Origin of the sequence: Poseidonocella pacifica (assembly GCF_900111875.1) — a bacterium.
GTDB lineage: Bacteria > Pseudomonadota > Alphaproteobacteria > Rhodobacterales > Rhodobacteraceae > Poseidonocella > Poseidonocella pacifica.
The window spans coordinates 554,016-572,512 of sequence record NZ_FOJU01000001.1 but is presented as its reverse complement, the minus strand read 5'-3'; the positions used below and the strand labels follow the sequence as shown (position 1 = coordinate 572,512).

18 protein-coding genes and 1 tRNA gene are annotated in these 18,497 nt (G+C 61.1%); 8 read left to right on the top strand and 11 right to left on the bottom strand.

What is annotated here, in order from left to right; genetic code table 11:
- Window positions 1-282 precede the first annotated feature (282 nt).
- The 6 genes from BM234_RS02735 to pdxH form a co-directional block, all read right to left on the bottom strand.
- A tRNA-Pro gene (locus BM234_RS02735) sits at window positions 283-359 on the bottom strand.
- A gap of 46 nt (window positions 360-405) precedes the next feature.
- A complete protein-coding gene (locus BM234_RS02730; RefSeq protein ID WP_139226759.1) occupies window positions 406-1,068 on the bottom strand; it encodes a hypothetical protein in 663 nt (220 codons plus the stop codon).
- 26 nt (window positions 1,069-1,094) lie between these two features.
- The gene (locus tag BM234_RS02725) at window positions 1,095-1,502 is read right to left on the bottom strand and encodes a hypothetical protein (protein WP_092060370.1); all 408 of its coding nucleotides are present in this window, start codon (window positions 1,500-1,502) and stop codon (window positions 1,095-1,097) included.
- Window positions 1,503-1,520: 18 nt separating this feature from the next.
- The gene (locus BM234_RS02720) at window positions 1,521-1,973 is read right to left on the bottom strand and encodes a DUF192 domain-containing protein (protein ID WP_245752456.1); all 453 of its coding nucleotides are present in this window, start codon (window positions 1,971-1,973) and stop codon (window positions 1,521-1,523) included.
- Window positions 1,974-1,995: 22 nt separating this feature from the next.
- Window positions 1,996-2,529 (bottom strand): cold-shock protein, encoded by a 534-nt coding sequence (locus BM234_RS02715; RefSeq protein WP_092060366.1) that lies wholly within the window; start codon window positions 2,527-2,529, stop codon window positions 1,996-1,998.
- Between the two features lie 130 nt (window positions 2,530-2,659).
- Window positions 2,660-3,313: a pyridoxamine 5'-phosphate oxidase gene (pdxH, locus tag BM234_RS02710; RefSeq protein ID WP_281247925.1), complete on the bottom strand. Its 654-nt coding sequence runs from the start codon at window positions 3,311-3,313 to the stop codon at window positions 2,660-2,662.
- Between the two features lie 45 nt (window positions 3,314-3,358).
- Here pdxH and fabI point away from each other — a divergent pair, with 45 nt between their 5' ends.
- The 7 genes from fabI (at window position 3,359) to trpE (ending at window position 10,576) form a co-directional block, all read left to right on the top strand.
- Window positions 3,359-4,165 (top strand): enoyl-ACP reductase FabI, encoded by an 807-nt coding sequence (gene fabI, locus BM234_RS02705; RefSeq protein WP_092060362.1) that lies wholly within the window; start codon window positions 3,359-3,361, stop codon window positions 4,163-4,165.
- A 6-nt stretch (window positions 4,166-4,171) separates the two neighbouring features.
- The gene (locus tag BM234_RS02700) at window positions 4,172-4,777 is read left to right on the top strand and encodes a LysE family translocator (RefSeq protein WP_092060360.1); all 606 of its coding nucleotides are present in this window, start codon (window positions 4,172-4,174) and stop codon (window positions 4,775-4,777) included.
- Window positions 4,774-5,385, top strand: a complete 612-nt coding sequence (locus tag BM234_RS02695) for a LysE family translocator (protein WP_092060358.1) — start codon at window positions 4,774-4,776, stop codon at window positions 5,383-5,385. The genes BM234_RS02700 and BM234_RS02695 overlap by 4 nt, the downstream gene beginning before the upstream one ends.
- 11 nt (window positions 5,386-5,396) lie before the next feature.
- On the top strand, window positions 5,397-5,900 hold the full coding sequence (gpt, locus tag BM234_RS02690; RefSeq protein ID WP_092060356.1) for a xanthine phosphoribosyltransferase: 504 nt from the start codon (window positions 5,397-5,399) through the stop codon (window positions 5,898-5,900).
- 72 nt (window positions 5,901-5,972) lie between these two features.
- Entirely contained in the window at window positions 5,973-7,142 is a 1,170-nt protein-coding gene (locus tag BM234_RS02685; RefSeq protein ID WP_092060354.1) for an aminotransferase, read from the top strand.
- A 72-nt stretch (window positions 7,143-7,214) separates the two neighbouring features.
- Window positions 7,215-9,059, top strand: coding sequence for a peptidylprolyl isomerase (locus BM234_RS02680; protein WP_092060352.1), 1,845 nt, complete (start codon window positions 7,215-7,217; stop codon window positions 9,057-9,059).
- A 5-nt stretch (window positions 9,060-9,064) separates the two neighbouring features.
- Window positions 9,065-10,576, top strand: a complete 1,512-nt coding sequence (trpE, locus tag BM234_RS02675) for an anthranilate synthase component I (RefSeq protein WP_092060350.1) — start codon at window positions 9,065-9,067, stop codon at window positions 10,574-10,576.
- Between the two features lie 84 nt (window positions 10,577-10,660).
- Here the strand turns inward: trpE and BM234_RS02670 are convergent, their stop codons facing one another.
- The 4 genes from BM234_RS02670 to BM234_RS02655 form a co-directional block, all read right to left on the bottom strand.
- Window positions 10,661-11,731, bottom strand: a complete 1,071-nt coding sequence (locus BM234_RS02670) for a histidine kinase dimerization/phosphoacceptor domain -containing protein (protein ID WP_092060348.1) — start codon at window positions 11,729-11,731, stop codon at window positions 10,661-10,663.
- Between the two features lie 118 nt (window positions 11,732-11,849).
- Entirely contained in the window at window positions 11,850-13,190 is a 1,341-nt protein-coding gene (locus BM234_RS02665; RefSeq protein WP_092060346.1) for a cytochrome P450, read from the bottom strand.
- On the bottom strand, window positions 13,187-14,347 hold the full coding sequence (locus BM234_RS02660) for a hypothetical protein (protein WP_092060344.1): 1,161 nt from the start codon (window positions 14,345-14,347) through the stop codon (window positions 13,187-13,189). The genes BM234_RS02665 and BM234_RS02660 overlap by 4 nt, the downstream gene beginning before the upstream one ends.
- A gap of 57 nt (window positions 14,348-14,404) precedes the next feature.
- Window positions 14,405-15,154, bottom strand: a complete 750-nt coding sequence (locus BM234_RS02655) for a cytochrome c biogenesis CcdA family protein (RefSeq protein ID WP_092060342.1) — start codon at window positions 15,152-15,154, stop codon at window positions 14,405-14,407.
- A gap of 115 nt (window positions 15,155-15,269) precedes the next feature.
- On the opposite strand from BM234_RS02655, the gene BM234_RS02650 reads away from it, so the two are divergent.
- Window positions 15,270-15,497 (top strand): sulfurtransferase TusA family protein, encoded by a 228-nt coding sequence (locus tag BM234_RS02650; RefSeq protein ID WP_092060340.1) that lies wholly within the window; start codon window positions 15,270-15,272, stop codon window positions 15,495-15,497.
- Window positions 15,498-15,549: 52 nt separating this feature from the next.
- On the opposite strand, the gene BM234_RS02645 is transcribed toward BM234_RS02650, so the two are convergent.
- Window positions 15,550-18,234, bottom strand: a complete 2,685-nt coding sequence (locus BM234_RS02645; protein WP_092060338.1) for a ribonuclease E/G — start codon at window positions 18,232-18,234, stop codon at window positions 15,550-15,552.
- Between the last annotated feature and the right edge of the window lie 263 nt (window positions 18,235-18,497).

Sequence of the window (18,497 nt, the reverse complement as noted above, 5' to 3'; positions counted from 1 at the left end):
CTTGACCCATAACTACCCGATTCTTCATCCCCGAGGCTCCGGGATGGCGTAGAAATATGCTTTTTGCGAATGTGCGGAAAAAACCAATGATCCGGCTCGCTTAGACCAAACAGGCCATCAGATATCCACAGGGAACGACTGCAACGCGCTGAAATCCCTAACAAAATATTAACGTCGGAATGAGGCGTTAAATCGCGCGGCGGCGGCGAACTTGCCGCGAATCCAGCCCCGCAGGGCCGACTCACCACCCCGTAAGGGGTGAGATGCATCGATGTTGGAAGTTGGTCGGGGCGGCGAGATTCGAACTCACGACCCCCTGTACCCAAAACAGGTGCGCTACCAGACTGCGCCACGCCCCGGACCGGGGTTCTCTCTAGCGACACTCGCCGGGGAAAGAAAGCCCAATTACCTGCGTCCGGAACATATTTCTGCAATCTTCATGAACGGATACCGCAGATAGCGATCACCGGGCTGGATTGCCGCATCAGAGACATAGGGCGCAAGCTTTCGTTTTTCACGTAATCTGATCCACGCCGCGTTTGATCGTACCCACGCCAGGTACTGCGCTTCCGCAGATCCCTGCTGCTCTGCAGACCATTCCAGAGGCTGCATCGCGGAGGTGGGTTTTTCCCAAAGGCTGGCATAACGAAACCCGTGCAGGGCCCGATCGAAGAAAGCGTCGCGCTGCTGATCGCTGACCCATAGGCTTTCCCCATCGCGGTCCTGCAAGATTTCCGCGCCCGACGACAAGCAGAAGTACCAGCGACGCCACAACTCGCGTTTGCCAAGCGGTGTCTTCGCGGCCATCTTGGTGCGCATCAGCCAGAGAGCCGCGCGAAGCGAAACACTTTCGCGGGTAGGTTCCGGCTCCTGAAGCGGTATATGGCCAAAGCCGATTGCCTGCATGAAACCAAGCAACAATCCCGACCTCACAGCGGCCTCGAAGTGAATGACGGTTGCCGGGCCCAAGGCCGTTTCAAACTCGTCCAGTCGCGCGCCGTAAGAGCTATGAATTACCTTCGCGGCGAGAAATTCGACCATCGTGTCGCAGGCAAGATCGGTCGACACCGCGTTTTCACGGTAAAGAGATTCTATCAATCGATCCGGACGACGAAAGGCGAGGACGGGCTGTACGGGCAACCCTTCGAAAAAGCGAGAAACACGCGCGATGTAAGCGCCTCGGGCCTCGGCGCTGAACTCCCCCCCCCCATCACCATTCGATAGAGCGGCTCTGCGCTTATGATGATGTCCTGCCCTTCTGAAAGGGCATGCTCGATGCGTTCGCGGTAGGTTTGAAACCGGGTATCCGTCGCCACGTCGTCGGCATATGCGAGTTGATGGGCAAAGCTGATGGCCGCGTGCCGGGTTCCTCCGAAGAGGTCCGCACCGGGGTCATACCAGATCCCATTCGAAGCGAGCATTTCGCGGTTGGCGAACAGCGCGCGCTGAATGGTGGTTGTGCCGGTCTTATGAGTACCGGCGTGAAGGAAAATTCTTGGCAACTGACACTTTTCTTTGTCTCAGCACGGCCAAAGCGCGCCGTCCTGTGAAATTGCGGGATGACGCAGCTGGGCACCGGGAACAATGCCTTGCTCCTCCGCCTGCCCCTCATTCACTTCAAGAACGAATTGTGTGCGCGGCCCGCCGGTGATTGGAGTCTCATCGCCGGGGATCGCGCCGACATGTACATCCGTCACCCGGCCGCGAGGATCAACAAAGATCATGTCGAGGGGAATGAGCGTATTGCGCATCCAGAAGCTCGCGCGATGCGGACGCTCATAGACGAACAGCATTCCGGACTCTGGCGCCATCTCCTCGCGGTACATGAGCCCCTGCGCGCGGCTGTCCTGCGTATCAGCGATTTCAACAGTATAAGTCGCCGTGCCCGCCGGCATACGAAGGTCGACACGGTCCGGGCTACAGAACGCCGCGACTTCGGCGGTACTGACCGAAGCCGTGAACAGCAGGAACACCGCGAATGCGGCGCGCCCTGCCCTAGTCCTGTTGTTCGATCCCGGCTTCCCACGCATTGATCTGTATTGCCATGAGCCCGCGACGCCCGTCAATCGCCCGAAGCGAGATCGCCTCACCCGGTTGCAGGTCCGCAAAGCCCGATGCCCGCAGGATCTCAATGTGTATGAAGATGTCATCGGGTTTCCCGAAGGCGTTGGCGAAGCCGAAGCCCTTGACCTTGTCGAACCATTTGACCCGAGCAGGTTCAAGCGTGACTTCGGTAAGTAGGGCGGGATCGATCCCCTCCAGATCGGCGAGAGGAAGGGTGTCTTGCGGTTCGGGCGGCGCGATAGCGACAACCTGCGTGGCTTGAACGCCACGCTCGGTTTTTTGCGTGAGGACGGTAATCTCGGCACCATCGGTAACCGAACCTTGACCAAAATTCCTCAAGACATTCGCATGGAGAAGAATATCAACGTCGCACTCTGGCGAGACAATGAATCCAAACCCCTTAACCGGGTCGAACCACTTCACCCGGCCAATCACTTGCGTGATTTGTTCCTGCTTCACAGTCATATATTTCCAAATACATTCAATTCCGCGCAATCTTTTTGAAAAGTAAGTAAATCTTCAAGATCAAATCTGTGTCACCTTGTGAATGTGACAAACCCGCAACGCGGGAAACGTTAATGAAAGCAAGGCGATGTCATGGTTGAAGGCGCGTCACCTCCCATGGCGACGTCGCGTCTTTTCGTCGCCAAACAAAGCGATCATGCAACCTGTGGGCACCATCAGCCCAGAATTCGATCTCCGTGGGGACGATCCGAAACCCGCCCCAGAACGGCGGTCGTGGCGGGTTGGTCCCCTTGGAGGCGGTGACTCGCGCAACATCAGTCATAAGGGTTCCCCGCGAACGCAAGGGTCGGGATTGCCGCGACGCCCAAGCCCCGAGACGGCTCGGCAGGGAGCGGGATGCGTAATAGGCATCGGCTTGCGACCCCTCTTCGCGACTCGTGGTGCCGCGCACCCGGATCTGACGGCGGAGCGACTTCCAGTGCATCACAAAGGCCGCCTTCCCCGTGGCCGCGATTTCCATGCCCTTTGCGCTCTCATAGTTTGTGTAGAAGACAAAGCTGGTGTGTTCGATCTCCTTGAGCAGCACCATCCGCACGTTGGGCAGCCCATCCGCATCCACGGTGGCAAGCGCAATGGCATTGGGATCGTTGATCTCCGTCTTTTCCGCCTCACCCAGCCATTCTCGGGCAATAGCGAAGGGATCGTCCCCGGCGAACTTGCCGGTCCTGCGCTCACTCATAGGTTTTCTCCTTACGTCTTCGCGGGCTTGATGCCTTTCGGGCAATCGCCTACACGACGATAGGGTCTGACTTTAGGGGAGTTTCGATCAGTGTCGAGCCAGTTGATGAAGGGCAAGCGCGGGCTAATCATGGGCCTTGCGAATGACAAGTCGATCGCGTGGGGGATCGCGCGCGCCTGCGCCGAAGCCGGTGCCGAACTGGCATTCTCCTATCAGGGAGACGCGCTCAAGAAGCGGGTGGAGCCGTTGGCCAAGCAGTTGGGCTCGGATATCGTTCTGCCTTGCGATGTGTCCGACATGGACAGCGTGGATGCGCTTTTCGATAGCCTGAAGGAACACTGGGACGGGCTTGATTTCGTCGTGCATGCCATCGGCTTCTCCGACAAGGGAGAGTTGCGGGGCCGCTACGTCGATACGACACGCGACAACTTCACCATGACGATGGATATTTCCGTATATTCCTTCACCGCCGTCGTGCAGCGCGCGGAGAAGATGATGAAACCCGGCGGCTCCTGTCTGACGATGACTTACTACGGGGCCGAGCGGGTCATGCCGCATTACAACGTGATGGGCGTGGCCAAGGCTGCGCTCGAAGCTTCCGTTCGCTACCTGGCCGAGGATCTCGGCAAGGACGGCATCCGCGTCAACGCGATCTCCGCCGGACCGATCAAGACCCTTGCCGCCTCCGGGATTGGTGATTTCCGCTACATCATGAAGTGGAACGAGTATAACTCCCCGCTTCGCCGCAACGTGACCATCGAGGATGTGGGCAAATCCGCGCTCTATCTCCTTTCGGATCTCGGCTCCGGCGTTACCGGTGAGACGCACCATGTCGACGCAGGATATCACGTGGTCGGAATGAAAGCGGTAGACGCGCCGGATATCACCAAGGGCTGAGGCCGGATGGAGCCCGCCCATCTCATCACCTTCAACCTGACCCTGCTCGCCGCGCTGATGAGTCCGGGCCCCGCCATGATGTACGCGATGCGCGCAAGTATCGCTGGCGGGTTCCGCGCAGGATTCGCCACCGGAGTGGGTCTGGGCCTTATGGCAGCATGTTGGACGGCTCTCGCGCTGCTGGGTCTCGGCGGGTTTTTCGCGTTGGTGCCTTGGGCCTACGGCGTCCTGAAACTCGGTGGGGCGCTCTATCTCATCTGGATTGCGTATGGCATTTGGCGCGATGCCCGCAGCCCCGTGGAGATGAGCCTTCCGTCGCGCCAGCGGGCGTTTGTGGGCGGTGTGCTGGTCAACCTCGCCAATCCCAAATCGGTGCTCTTTGCCTCTGCCGTGCTGCTCGTCATCTTTCCCGGCAACCTCGCACCAGCGCAAAAGGCGTTGATCGTCGCGAACCACTTCGCTGTTGAATGCGTGGTTTACGGCGCTTTCGCCGCCGCCCTTTCATCGCCCCCCGTGCGCGCGGCCTACCTCCGCGCAAAACCCGGCTTTGACCGCATTGCCGCCGCAGTCCTCGGGGCGCTCGGTCTGCGTCTTCTATTTGATCGCACATGACAGCCACTGCCTTCTGGACCGTCGCCTACATACATCTTGTCGCAGCAATGAGCCCCGGTCCCTCCTTCGTTGTTTCGGTTCGAACAGCCGTCTCCGAAGGGTTTCCGACCGCCGCCGCACTCGCCTTGGGCTATGGCATCGGCGCAGTCCTCTGGGCGTCGGTGGCCATGGCCGGCCTTGCGCTGCTCTTCGAATTGGTGCCGGGCCTGTTTTTCGCGCTTAAACTTGGGGGCGGCGCTTTTCTGCTCTTCCTTGGCGTGACCTTGTGGCGACAGGCCGATGCGCCCCTGCCCGATGCCTCCGATCAAACACCCAAGGGTCCGTCTGCCGCAATCTGGCTTGGGTTCGCGACCTTTGTCGCCAACCCCAAAACGGCAGTCTTCTTCGGTGCGATCTTCATCGGCCTCGTGCCTGAGAGCGCGCCGCTTCCGGTGCTCGCCGCTCTTGTTACGGTAATCTTCCTCAACGAGACGCTTTGGTATATTGCCGTTGCACGGCTCTTCTCGCTTCCACGCGCTCGCGCCGTGTTTATTCGCGCCAAGCCTTGGTTGGACCGGGTGTTTGGCACCCTTCTCGCCGCCTTTGGCCTCAAGATTGCCCTGACCTGACGGAGCCCGACATGACCGATCGCCTACCCCACGAAAAAGGTTTCCACGTAAGCTGGGATCAATTGCATCGCGACGCGCGCGCTCTTGCGTGGCGGCTCCAGGGTCATGGCCCTGCGGATGGCGGATGGCGAATGGTTATCGCGATCACACGTGGCGGCATGGCCCCCGCGATGATCGTCGCGCGCGAGTTGGACATCCGGATCGTTGATACGATCAGCGTGAAATCCTACAACCACCAGACACAGTCAGAGCCGACGGTCATCAAATCCCCCGATATGGACGTGGTGGGCGATGGCACCGGCGTTTTGATCATTGATGACCTTGTCGACACGGGCCGGACACTCGAGGTCGTGCGCAATCACATGCCCAAGGCACATGTCGCCACAGTCTATGCCAAGCCAAAGGGCCGCCCTATGGTCGATACCTTCATCACGGAAGTCAGTCAGGACACTTGGATTTTCTTCCCATGGGACATGGCGCTTCAGTACGTCGAGCCGTATCGCGGCACGGACTGAGGCCGCGCGCCCGCGCTACGTCACCCCTCTCCTCGCGCCACGGGCGCCCAACTTCATCACGGGCCAACGTCAATGACCACCCGCACCGCTTCGACCTTTTCGCCCCCCGTGATGGAGGCGCGCCGTTGGCTCGACGGGATTGTGTTCCCGCCTGAGCGACCGCTGCTCAACGTGAGCCAGGCAGCGCCGGTAGACCCGCCGCCCGACGCCTTGCAGCAAGCGATGGCGGAGGCGTTGCGCGATCCCGCCTGCCATCTCTATGGGCCGGTGCTTGGCAATGCGGCGCTGCGAGACGCCCTCGCCGCGCGGACCTCTGCGATCTACGGTGGCCGTGTCGATGGCGATCAGTTCGCAATCACTGCCGGGTGCAACCAAGCCTTTGCCGCAACGATTGCCGCACTCACTGCGGAGGGGGATGAAATCCTCCTTCCAACTCCTTGGTACTTCAATCATAAAATGTGGCTCGATATGTCTGGAGTGCGGGCTGTTCCGCTGTCGACCGGCGACGATCTGCTCCCCGATCCGCAGTGGGCCAAAGAGCTTATCACGCCGCGCACCCGCGCCATCGCGCTCGTCACTCCGAACAATCCCGGCGGGGTTGAGTATCCACCCGCGCTTCTAGCGGCATTCCGCGACCTCGCCCGTGATGCTGGCATAAAGCTCATCGTAGACGAAACATACCGTGATTTCCATGCGATGGAGGGCGCCCCTCATCCTCTTCTGGAGGACGAAGACTGGCATGATACGGTCATTCATCTCTATTCGTTTTCCAAATCCTACCGGCTTACCGGGCACCGCACCGGCGCAATCCTCGGGGGGATCGACTTTTTGTCCGAGGTGGAAAAGTTCCTTGATACGGTCGCAATCTGCCCCCCCCAACTGGGGCAGAGAGCCGCGCTTTGGGGGATCGAAAACCTTGATAGCTGGCTTGCGGGTGAGCGGGCCGAAATCCTGAAGCGGCGGCGCGCGATTTCCGATGGTCTCCCTCGCCTCGCAGGCCTCGGGTGGCGGCTCAAAGGTGTGGGTGCATATTTCGCCTATCTCGAACATCCCTTCGAAATCCCCTCCGATGCTCTGGCGAAGCGTTTGGTTTCACAATCCGGGATCTTGCTGCTTCCCGGCACGATGTTCCGGCCTGATGCGGACCCAGCAGGGGCGCGGGAGGTGCGGATCGCGTTCGCAAATATCGACACGCAGGAGATCACCGAGCTTTACGAGAGGCTTGCGAATTTCGCCCCCTGAAAACCCCGCCTTGCACCGCGCGTGCCCCGCGCATAGAGAAGATGCCACCACGGACGGAAGGGCTACGAGCACATGGCTGCGAAGAAAAAGATCTCCAATCTCCTTGTCTTCGGCCTTTTGGCCCTCCTGATTGTCGGGCTTGCCGGATTCGGAGCGACGGGTTTGTCGGGCACGTCTCGAACCGTCGGCGATGTGGGCGGCGAGGGAATTGCCATCGAACGCTATGCCCGCGAAGTCCAGCAGGTCATCAACGAAGCGGAAACGCAGGCCCAGCGGAGCATTCCTTTTGCCGAAGCCCAATCGATCGGCCTTGACCGGGTCGCGATCTCGCGCTTGGTGGGGGCCGTCGCGCTGGAGGTCGAAACCTCGCACCTCGGGATCTCCGCCGGTGATGAGTTTCTGCGCGAGCAGATCCTCGCCATTCCGAACCTGCGCAAATCCGATGGCACCTTCGACCGCGATGCCTATGCCTTTGCCCTGCAAAGCAACGGCCTGACCGAAGCGGAGTTCGAAGATCAATTGCGGCGCGATGCGGCGCGGGGCCTTCTGGAGCGAGCAATCAATACCGGCATCGACATGCCGGACGCCTATGAGACGCTCATGTTCACCTATCTGGGTGAGCGGCGCAGTTTCACCTATGCCCCGATCGAAGCCAACACCCTCAACGCGCCCCTGTCCGAGCCCTCGGATGAGGACTTGCGCGCCTTTCATGAGGAAAACGCCGCACGCTACATGATCCCGGAAACCAAGCGCATCACCTATGCGTGGCTACTGCCCGACATGATTGTCGGCGATGTGACAGTGGACGAAGACGCCCTGCGCGAGAGCTATGAAGAGCGGATCGACGAATTTGTACAGCCCGAGCGGCGCCTTGTGGAACGACTGGTCTTTCCGGATCTTGAGGCGGCGGAAGAGGTGCGCGGGCAAATCGACGCTGCTGAAATCCCCTTCGAAGCGGCTGTGATCGCTCGTGGGTTGGAACTTGCGGATATCGACCTCGGGGACGTGACCCGCGAGAGCCTCGGCGCGGCGGGTGATCCGGTGTTTGCCGCAGCGAATGGCAATGTGGTCGGCCCGATCGATACAGACTTCGGCCCGGCCCTGTTTCGGGTAAACGGCGTGATCGACGCGACGGAGACCAGCTTTGAAGAGGCAGTGCCGTTCCTGCGGGAGGATCTCGCCATGGAACGCGCCCGCCGCACCATCGAAGCCCAAGCCTCGGATATCGATGACCGCTTGGCCGGCGGCGCAACTCTCGAGGAAATTGCCGACGAAACGGACATGGAAATCGGCACGATCGACTGGCGCGCCGGGATTGCTGAAGACATCGCTGCCTACGACAGCTTTAACGATGCTGCCCGCACAGCGAGCGAGGAAGACTATCCCGAGGTCACCGAATTGACGGATGGCGGTATCTTTGCCGTGCGTCTTGATGAGGTGGTCGCCGCGCGCAGCGCCCCGTTCGAAGACGTGGCCGAAGAGGTGCGCGCCGACTGGGACGCCCAGCAGACGGCCGAAAGGCTAAACGCCCGCGCGGAAGAGATCCTGCCGCAACTGCGCGAAGGTGCCTCCTTCGAAGAGGCCGGTCTTGCTCCGACCAGTGAAACCAACCTCACCCGCAGAGATTTTCTTGCGGACATGCCGGGTGCGCTTCTCGATACGGTCTTTGCCATGGAGACGGGTGATATCGAAACCGTATCAGGCGAAAATGCGGTTTACGTCCTGCGCCTTGATGAAATCACCGAGCCCGACCCCGAAGCCGATGACCTGCGCGAAATCGCGACACGCATTTCGGATCAGGCCGCGCAGAGCCTCGCCGCGGATATCGGGACGGCCTATGCCAATGCGCTCCGCAGCCGACTTGGCGTCCGTATCGATCAGCAGGTCCTGAACGCCGTCAACGTTAATTTCCAGTAGGTCCCATGAGCCTCACGACCGATTTCGATACGTTCCGCGCCGGGTATGACAGCGGCGCCAACCAGATCGTGTACACCCGCCTAGCGGCTGACCTCGATACGCCGGTCTCCCTCATGCTCAAACTTTCGGGCGCGGCGCGGGATGCCTTCATGCTGGAGTCCGTGACAGGCGGCGAAGTTCGGGGCCGATATTCCATCATCGGCATGAAGCCGGACGTCATCTGGCAATGTCATGGGAAAGAAAGCCGCATCAACCGGCAAGCGCGTTTCGACGAGGGGGCGTTCGAACCGCTAGACGGCGATCCCCTTGCGACCTTGCGTGCGCTCATCGCCGAGAGTCGCATAGATCTGCCCGATGATCTGCCGCAATCTGCGGCGGGGCTTTTCGGCTATCTGGGTTACGACATGATCCGGCTTGTGGAGCATCTGCCGAACGTCAATCCCGATCCTCTCGGGTTGCCTGATGCCATGCTCATGCGGCCCTCGGTCGTGGCCGTGCTCGATGGGGTCAAGGGCGAGGTTACGGTTGTCTCCCCCGCGTGGGTGCGTGAAGGTCAGTCGGCCAAGGCTGCATATGCCCAAGCTGCTGAGCGGGTGATGGACGCAGTGCGCGACCTTGAACGCGCCCTGCCCGCCGTTTCGAGGGATCTGGGCGAAGCAGAGGACGTGCCGCCGCCCGTCTCCAATTTCGCGAAGGAAGATTACAAAGCCGCCGTCGAGGCCGCGAAGGATTATATTCGGGCGGGCGACATCTTTCAGGTGGTCCCTTCTCAGCGCTGGACGCAGGATTTCCCGCTTCCACCCTTTGCGCTCTATCGCAGCTTGCGGCGAACCAACCCCTCTCCCTTCATGTTCTATTTCAACTTCGGCGGCTTTCAGGTGATCGGCGCTTCGCCCGAGATCCTTGTCAGGGTCTTTGGCCGAGAGGTGACCATCCGCCCCATCGCGGGAACACGCCCGCGGGGGGCCACACCCGAAGAGGATCGCGCGCTGGAGGAAGATCTGCTCTCCGATAAGAAGGAGTTGGCCGAACACCTCATGCTGCTCGATCTGGGGCGCAACGACACTGGCCGCGTATCCAAGATCGGCACCGTACGTCCGACGGAGAAGTTCATCATAGAGCGCTACAGCCATGTCATGCACATCGTTTCCAACGTGGTAGGTGAGCTGTCGGAGGAGCATGACGCGCTCTCGGCTCTTCTTGCGGGGCTGCCCGCAGGCACGGTTTCGGGCGCGCCGAAGGTTCGCGCGATGGAGATCATCGACGAGTTGGAGCCGGAAAAACGTGGGATCTATGGCGGCGGGGTGGGCTATTTTTCCTCTGGCGGCGACATGGATATGTGTATCGCGCTGCGCACGGCGATCGTGAAGGATGAAAAACTCTATATCCAAGCGGGTGGCGGGGTCGTCTATGACAGCGACCCCGAGGCGGAGTATATGGAGACGGTACACAAATCCAACGCCATACGCCGCGCCGCGATGGATGCGGCCCGTTTCACCCGCAAGGGTAACACTTAGGCGCAGCCCTGTATGTGGGACGGGCTGACTATGGTCGTTCCCATTCGCAGGGCCACGCCGAAGTCAGGATCATACTCTGAAAGATCAGGCGAGAGCGGCATCACGGGCGGGCTTGGCCGTATTGTCTTTCCTCTGCGCCTCAAGGTTTTCATCTTCGGGGAAAATGAGCACCGCCCGGGCGCCGCCGTCATTCTCTGCCGAGAGATCGCCGCCGAGTTGCTCTGAAAACTGCCGTGCGATCATAAGCCCAAGCGAGCGCGTCGTGCTTAGATCGAAGCTCTCGGGGAAGCCTTTCCCGTCGTCCTGCACGTCGAGCCGGATCGCGCCGTCCTCACGCGCAAGCCGTACACGTATCACCAAGCGCTCCTGCCCCGGCAGACCGTGCTCGACCGCGTTGGAGACCAGTTCCGTCGCGATGAGGCCGAAGGGCATGGATTGATCCGGCGTGATCACCACAGGCTCCGCATCAATCGCGAGAGAGACCTTCCGACCGGATCCGCTTGCCTCCACCACATCCGGCAGAACCCGCCGGAGCAGATCACCCGCCTCGACTTGCTGGCGGTCGGGATCATGCAAGCTTCGCTGGACACGCGCGACAACCGCAAGGCGGCCCGCAGCCACGTCGAGCACCTGTCGCGCCGTGGCATCGCTCACCGCACGGCGCTGAAGCTGTAGCATCGCGGAGATGACTTGGAGATTGTTGGAAATCCGGTGCTGAAGCTCTGAAAACATCAACTCGCGGGAGCGGGCCAAGCTGGCGGAATTGTCCCGTTCCTCATCGAGTTGCAACAGGACGAGCCGCATCACGTGGATCAGGATGATGTCCGTGGCGATGATGAAGATATAGAGCCCAAGTGCCAGCGCGGTCGAAGCATGAAGCCCGAATGAGTTGATCGGATAGATGAAGTAGAACCATGACGCGAGGCCGCACACCACCCCGGTCACGATGCCTGCGCCGGTTCCAGCGAAGAAGGTCGTCAGGACCACGGCGGGAAAGAAGGTCAGATAGGGGAAGCCCAGGGGCAGTTGATCGTGCAGAGCGAAGCGAAGCCAAATGGAGATACCACAGGACAATACCACAAACGTGATCTTGTAGCGCAGGGAGCGCTCTTTCACCGCTACAGCGGCCAGCCAAGGTTGAACGGCATTCCACATATCACCCGCCCTCAAGGCTCAATTTTCCAGCGTTGAGGATGCATCATGTCGCCCCTGCTACTGCAAGAGGAATCTGATCCCCCCGGCACGATTGGCGGCGCATCGCCTGCCGGAGACGTCAACGGCGATGAGTGACGTTGAGGAAGATACCATCGCGGGACCGTACCGTCAGTTGCGCGATCGGCACGGGCGTCTCCGCCGGCGCAAATGTGAACTCCCGAAGCAGGCGCGAAAGCAGCAGTACTCCTTCGGCCATCGCGAATCCCGCCCCCGGACAGGCACGCGGTCCGGCGGAGAATGGCACAAAGGCCTGTCGCGGCATCTCTCTCCGCCACCGGCTTGGGTCAAATCCATCCGGGTCATGCCAGTGGCGTTCGTGCCGGTGCAGGTGCCACGGAGACACGACAACCTGTGTGCCCCGTGGAAAATCTCGCCCTCGGAAAGTTTCCGGTCGCAACGCCTCGCGCACCATCATCGGAACTGGAGGATAGAGCCTGAGGGTTTCTCGAAAGACATCCCTGGTGAGCTGAAGGCGCGAGAGGTCGGACAACTGTTCCACGGGATTTGCGCGGGCCTCTTCCGCGACGCGAGTTTGCCATTCCGGCGCGCCCGCGACCAGATACAAGGCCCAAGCAAGCGCGCTGGCGCTGGTCTCGTGACCCGCAAGGAAGAAGATCGCGACTTGGTCGATCATCTCTTCCGTGGTGAACCCGGCACCTGTCTCCGGATCGACGGTAGTCATGATCTTTGTGGCGAGATCGTACGGCGCGCTACCTTGGGCGATCTGTTCGGCGCGGGCCGCAGTCAGGTCAGAAATCAGAGCACGGATCTTGCGTGCTTGGCTCCGCGTGCCACGGCGAAACGGGCGCGGCATCCACCGGGGAAGCGGCAAAAGCGCTGCGAGGTTCAGGACAGGTGCAGACCGCTGATACGCCTGAAACGCCGCGAACACCCGCGCCGCGTCATCGTCATCTATGGGCAGTGAAAAGAGGGAGCGAAAGATTACATCCGCCGCCGCATGGCTTGCCTCGGCCTCGATCTCTACCCGGGTTCCGGCTCGTGCGCCAAGACGTTCGGCTGCGGCATCCGCTGCGTCACGCATCGCTGGGAAACTTTCGCGCAATCGCCCGCCCTCAAAGGCCGGATCTATGATCCTGCGCTGTCGCGCCCAATCATCCCCGTTGGTCACAAATACGGACCGGCCCAGCAAGGGGCGCAAACCTTCGCCCACACGGTCCGACTTTGGAAAATCTCCGGGGCGTTGGCGAAGAACTTCATCCACTAGGGACGGCTCATTCAAGAGAACGGAGCGAAAGAACGGTGTCTTGAAGTCGGCCATTCGAGCGCGGTAAAGCCGCGCGGGCTGGGCCGACAGGATATCGCGGCGAAATAGCCGAGCATAGCGCAACAGTGAAACCCGCTCCGCGCGCGGTACCGGTTTCGGGGGCCAGTCCGTCATGGCGACAGGCTCCGATGCGGTGATGCGGCGCGTGCGATCCGGGAGGGGGAATGCGCACGACCTTTGAAACGCGCGCCAAGGGAGGTCGGACCAGCCGTGATAGCGAAGTAATCGTAATCCATCGGGGCGTCGAAAGCGCAAAGATACTGGAAGTGGATCCGGAAAAACCGCCAGCGCATTTGGCGCTGACGCTCTGCTGAGAGGGTTTCCGAGAACCGCGCTGACATCACGAGGGGCAGCGTCTGCGCCTCTGGGGCAACCCCGCAGACCGCCACCGGATCGCATAGCGCAAAACAGCAGCCATCGCCCGGAGCAGTCACATCAACCCAGTTCAACCCCTCCGCCGTGGAGAGAGCCCGCAAATCGCGGCGCAGTCGCCAAGCCCGAGGAAGAAAGGCCGCCATGGGGGTAACGTGCCCCAAGGTGAGAAGCGAAAGCTGCGGACCGGCGGGCGCGCCGCCACGCAGCAGATCGGCCAGCGCGATCACAGCAAGATGGGCACCCGAAGAATGCCCGACCACGAGCACTTCGTCGACATCTCCCTCCAACGCCTCGCGAATACGTGCCGTGAACGTGGCCAGTCGATCCGACAATTCATGCGAAATCTCTCCGCCATCGCGGGCGGTGTAGGCATAATCGTGCAGCAGGTAATAGGCGTAGAGGTACCGGTCGGCGCGGTAGCCAGCCCAAAGCACCGCGGCGAACGCCGCCGCCCCAAGCGCCCAGTGCACCCCGCCCAGAATGACCCCAAGCAAGATCGCAAAGAAGAGTTGCCCCAGGAGCATCAGAACGGGATAGAGGGCGGCGAGCACAGGCCCCTTCCGCAGGCGCAACATTGCGGGAAAGGCCCCGGAGCCGAGATAGGCCCGCATGACCGATAAAAGCTGGATGTAGCTTGCGCCGATTCCCCCGCCCATGCCCCTTTGCACGAGATCGGACCATGAAAGCACTTCGAACTCCGAGCGGGTCGCCACCCCGTCAATCTCTGCTTCGACCACCCAGCGGGCCGAACCCTCGCCCCGAAGTTTGAGCCGGTAGCCGGAAATCTGCGCCTGCTGCGCCGCCTCGCGCCGGTACAACTCGCGGTAGCGGCGCGGCGGAAATGGATCGAAGCCCGGAATGTAGAAAACCGCCCGTGTCCTTACATCACCCGCCACGTTTTACCTCTGCTGCTCGACCGAAAGCCTACATGCGCTGCAGCGAAGGAGAAAGCCTCAACCGAGACGGGCAAGACCGGGGAACGTCTCTAGCAACCAGTAAGACAGATCGGAGAACCCCCCGGTGAGCATCATCAAACCGATGGTCCACAGAAGCAGCCCCATGATCCGTTCGATCTGTTCCATGTGCCGCTTCATCCATGCCATGAGCCCGCCGAGACGTGGCAAGAAGGCGGCCACGAGCAGGAAAGGAACACCCAAGCCTGCGGCATACACCCCAAGCAGCACTGTCCCACGCACCACGGATCCATCAGCCGCCGCGAGCGAGAGGATTGCGCCGAGTTGCGGGCCGATGCACGGGGTCCACCCGAACGCAAAGGCGAGGCCCAGCACGTAAGCGCCCAAGGCCGAACCGCCCCGATCTCCAGCGTCTATCCGTGCCTCACGGTTGAAGGCTGCGATGCGAAAAATCCCGAGGAAGTGCAGCCCGAAGATCATCACGACCAGCCCTGCCGCGATACCGAACCATTCCTGATAGGCGAGAAAGAGCGCGCCCGCAGCCGATGCCGCGAATCCCATGAGCAGGAACACGGTCGACAGCCCCAACACGAAGAAGAGCGCAGGCAGCATGATCTTGGCCCGTGCCCGCGAGGCCGAAAGATCGGAGACCGTCACGCCGCCCATATAAGCCAGATACGGCGGCACGATCGGCAAGACGCAAGGTGACAGGAATGAAAGCCCACCCGCAAAGAGAGCGATGGCCATTGCCGGCAGAAAGCTGGCGTCGATGATGTCGAATCCGAACATGCTACAGGTGCTATCTGATCGAATGCATGGCGTCACCAACCACCTTGTCACAACCGCGTGCCTGCGGCGCGATTGCCGCGTTTGCACCGCCGCCGAATTCGGCTAATCAGGTGCTATGAAAGCAGATATCGAAATCGATGCGGTGGGGCTTCTTTGCCCGCTTCCGGTTCTCAAGGCCCGCAAGCGGATCAAGGCGCTTGAGACGGGTCAGATACTCTGCCTGCGTGCAGATGACCCCGCAGCGGTGATCGACGTGCCCCATTTCTGTACCGAGGCCGGGCATACCCTCCTCACGACGGAGACGGATGGCCCGGTACAGCTTTACTACATTCGCAAAGTCTGAGCACCGCAAAGAGAAAGGCCCTCCGGAGGGATCCGAAGGGCCTCGTTTTCTTTTAGCGACCGAGCGACCACCAGCCGCGACGCTTGGGCTTGGAACTGTCGTCCGGTTCCGCCTCCGCGAGCGCCGGTTCGGGTTCCTGCGTCTGCTCTGCGGGCTGGGGTTTTGCCTCCTGCGCCGCTTCGGGTTCCGGTGTCGGCTCCGCCGCCCGTTCCGGCTCTGCTGCTGTTTCGGCAACCGGCTCCGGTGCTTGCTCGGCAGCGGGCTCCGTGGCCGCTACGGGGGCTGATTCCACTGCGTCGGTGGGTGCTTCTGCCGCGGGGGCCTCTGTCTTCTCGGCGGCGGGCTTCCTCCGGCTACGGGTCCGCTTCGGCTTGGGCTTTTCTTCAGCCTCGGGCTCTGCGGCCTCCGCCTCGGGTTGCGCCTCTGCGGAAGTTTCCTCGCTCGCGCCTGCGGCTTCGCCCTCGACGGGCGTCACTGCATCGGCGCTCTTGCGACGGCTCCGCGAACGGGTCCGCTTGCGCTTGGGCTTTTCCTCACCCTCTTCTGCAGGGGTCTCGGCTTCGGTCTCCGATGCCTCTGCGGGGGCGGCTTCGTTGGTGCTTTCGCCCTCATTTGAGGCGTCGGTATCGGTCCCGTTCTCGCCCTCCGCACCGTTGGACTTCCGCCGACGACGCCGACGACGGCGCTTCTTGGGCGATGGTGTTTCTTCCGCCTCAACGGTCTCCGGGACGTCGTTGACTTCGTCCTCGATCTCTTCGTCCGGCTCTTCGACGGCCTGCGCATCGATGGCATCCATCAGGGACGTATCAACGGAGACAACCGGTGCGGCGACGGCGGCGATATTGCGGATCGCAGTCTTGAACTTCTCCATCGTGAAGTCCGGGCTGACCATTGTCGCATCCGCTTCGATGCGCACAGACAAGCTATAACGCACCTCAATCTGGGCGACGTGATCACGCTTTTGGTTGATCAGATAGTTCGCGACGGCCACGGGGCACTTGACGAGCACCTCGCGGGAGCGGCCGCGAACGCCCTCTTCTTCGATCTGACGAAGGATCGAGAGAGCAACGTTATCATCCGAGCGCAGCAAACCCGTGCCATGGCAATGCGAACAAGGCTGTGTTGTCGCTTCGATCATGCCCGGGCGCAGGCGCTGACGTGACATCTCCAGAAGGCCAAAGCCCGAGATGCGCCCGACCTGAATACGTGCCCGATCCGTTTTGAGCTTGTCCTTCATCTTTTTCTCGACGGCGGCGTTGTTTTTCCGCTCATCCATGTCGATGAAGTCGATGACGATCAGACCCGCGAGATCCCGAAGCCGCAATTGGCGCGCGACCTCTTCCGCCGCTTCGAGGTTGGTCCGAAGCGCGGTTTCCTCGATCGAGCCTTCCTTGGTCGCCCGGCCCGAGTTCACGTCGATCGCGACGAGCGCCTCGGTCACACCGATGACGATATAGCCGCCGGATTTGAGCTGGACCGTCGGGTTGAACATCCCCGCGAGGTAGCCTTCCACTTGGCTGCGCGCAAAGAGTGGCATCGCGTCCTGATAGTGTTTCACGTTCTTGGCATGGGACGGCATGATCATCTTCATGAAGTCCTTGGCCACGCGATAGCCCGCCTCGCCTTCGACCAGAACCTCGTCGATCTCGCGATTATAAAGGTCGCGGATCGACCGTTTGATGAGGTTACCCTCTTCATAGATCTTCGCCGGGGCGATGGATTTGAGGGTCAGCTCGCGGATCTGCTCCCAAAGCCGTTGCAGGTATTCATAGTCGCGCTTGATCTCGGATTTTGTCCGCTTCGCACCGGCCGTGCGAATGATCAGGCCCGCGCCGGTCGGCACGTCGATCTCTGCGGCAATTTCCTTGAGCTTCTTACGGTCCGGAGCGTTCGTGATCTTGCGGGAAATCCCACCGCCTCGGGCGGTATTGGGCATCAGAACGCAATAGCGACCGGCGAGCGACAGATAGGTGGTCAGCGCAGCGCCCTTGTTGCCGCGTTCTTCCTTGACGACCTGCACGAGCAGGATCTGGCGAACCTTGACCACTTCCTGGATTTTGTATTTCCGGGGGCGCGGTTTGCGAACGGGGCGGATATCCTCACTGTCGTCCTCATCGGCGACGGATTCGATCTCCGCACTATCATCATCGGCAGACGCCACTTCGCGGACGTCCTCAACCTCGGTGTCCTCGGCCTCGGGGGCTTCTTCCGCCGCAGGGGTTTCAACCGGGGTCTCGGCCACGGTTTCCATGGGCGAAGAGCCTTCGGGCGCGCCGGACTTGTCTTCCGAACCCGCGTCAGGATCGAGGTCGATGGTCTCCATCCCGTCTATCTCGCGGGTGGCGACGGCATCTTCGGTCCCGGTCTTCTCAGCTTTCGGTGCACGGCGCGAACGACTGCGGCGCTTGGGGCTTTCTTCGTCATCCTCGTCGCGGCGCTGTGCCTCAACATAGGCGCGCTCTTCTTCGAGAAGCGCCTCGCGGTCAGCGACCGGGATCTGGTAGTAATCGGGATGAATTTCAGAAAAGGCGAGAAACCCGTGCCGGTTGCCGCCGTAATCGACGAAGGCCGCCTGAAGCGACGGCTCTACGCGCGTGACCTTGGCTAGATAGATATTTCCGGCGAGTTGCCGTTTGTTTTCTGATTCAAAGTCGAATTCCTCAACCTTGTTTCCGTCAACCACCACGACGCGAGTTTCCTCTGCGTGGGTGGCATCGATAAGCATTTTCTTGGGCATTGTTTCCGTTTGCATGGCCTCGGGCGGACAAACGCATTGGAGCGAAGTCCGGGCGGGGCATGTCTTGTCTGGGCGAGGGGATACGCGCGGCACGACAGGCGGTTTCCGCCTGTACCTGCTTCTGACTCTGCCAGTTTCGCGCGCTTCATCGCGTTTCTTCTCCGACGCGCGCATAGCGCCGCGCCACTCGTGAGGCCCGTCGCTTGGCGCGTTCCGGGCCAGTCTTGTGGCCCGCGAACGGGCCTCGTCCATCCATTCAAACG

Excerpts from the sequence above, each read along its gene's own strand:
- BM234_RS02715 (WP_092060366.1), bottom strand. The coding sequence starts at position 2,529 with ATGACTGTGAAGCAGGAACAAATCACGCAAGTGATTGGCCGGGTGAAG.
- BM234_RS02700 (WP_092060360.1), top strand. The coding sequence starts at position 4,172 with ATGGAGCCCGCCCATCTCATCACCTTCAACCTGACCCTGCTCGCCGCG.
- BM234_RS02695 (WP_092060358.1), top strand. The coding sequence starts at position 4,774 with ATGACAGCCACTGCCTTCTGGACCGTCGCCTACATACATCTTGTCGCA.
- gpt (WP_092060356.1), top strand. The coding sequence starts at position 5,397 with ATGACCGATCGCCTACCCCACGAAAAAGGTTTCCACGTAAGCTGGGAT.
- BM234_RS02685 (WP_092060354.1), top strand. The coding sequence starts at position 5,973 with ATGACCACCCGCACCGCTTCGACCTTTTCGCCCCCCGTGATGGAGGCG.
- BM234_RS02680 (WP_092060352.1), top strand. The coding sequence starts at position 7,215 with ATGGCTGCGAAGAAAAAGATCTCCAATCTCCTTGTCTTCGGCCTTTTG.
- trpE (WP_092060350.1), top strand. The coding sequence starts at position 9,065 with ATGAGCCTCACGACCGATTTCGATACGTTCCGCGCCGGGTATGACAGC.
- BM234_RS02670 (WP_092060348.1), bottom strand. The coding sequence starts at position 11,731 with ATGTGGAATGCCGTTCAACCTTGGCTGGCCGCTGTAGCGGTGAAAGAG.
- BM234_RS02665 (WP_092060346.1), bottom strand. The coding sequence starts at position 13,190 with ATGACGGACTGGCCCCCGAAACCGGTACCGCGCGCGGAGCGGGTTTCA.
- BM234_RS02655 (WP_092060342.1), bottom strand. The coding sequence starts at position 15,154 with ATGTTCGGATTCGACATCATCGACGCCAGCTTTCTGCCGGCAATGGCC.
- BM234_RS02650 (WP_092060340.1), top strand. The coding sequence starts at position 15,270 with ATGAAAGCAGATATCGAAATCGATGCGGTGGGGCTTCTTTGCCCGCTT.
- BM234_RS02645 (WP_092060338.1), bottom strand. The coding sequence starts at position 18,234 with ATGCCCAAGAAAATGCTTATCGATGCCACCCACGCAGAGGAAACTCGC.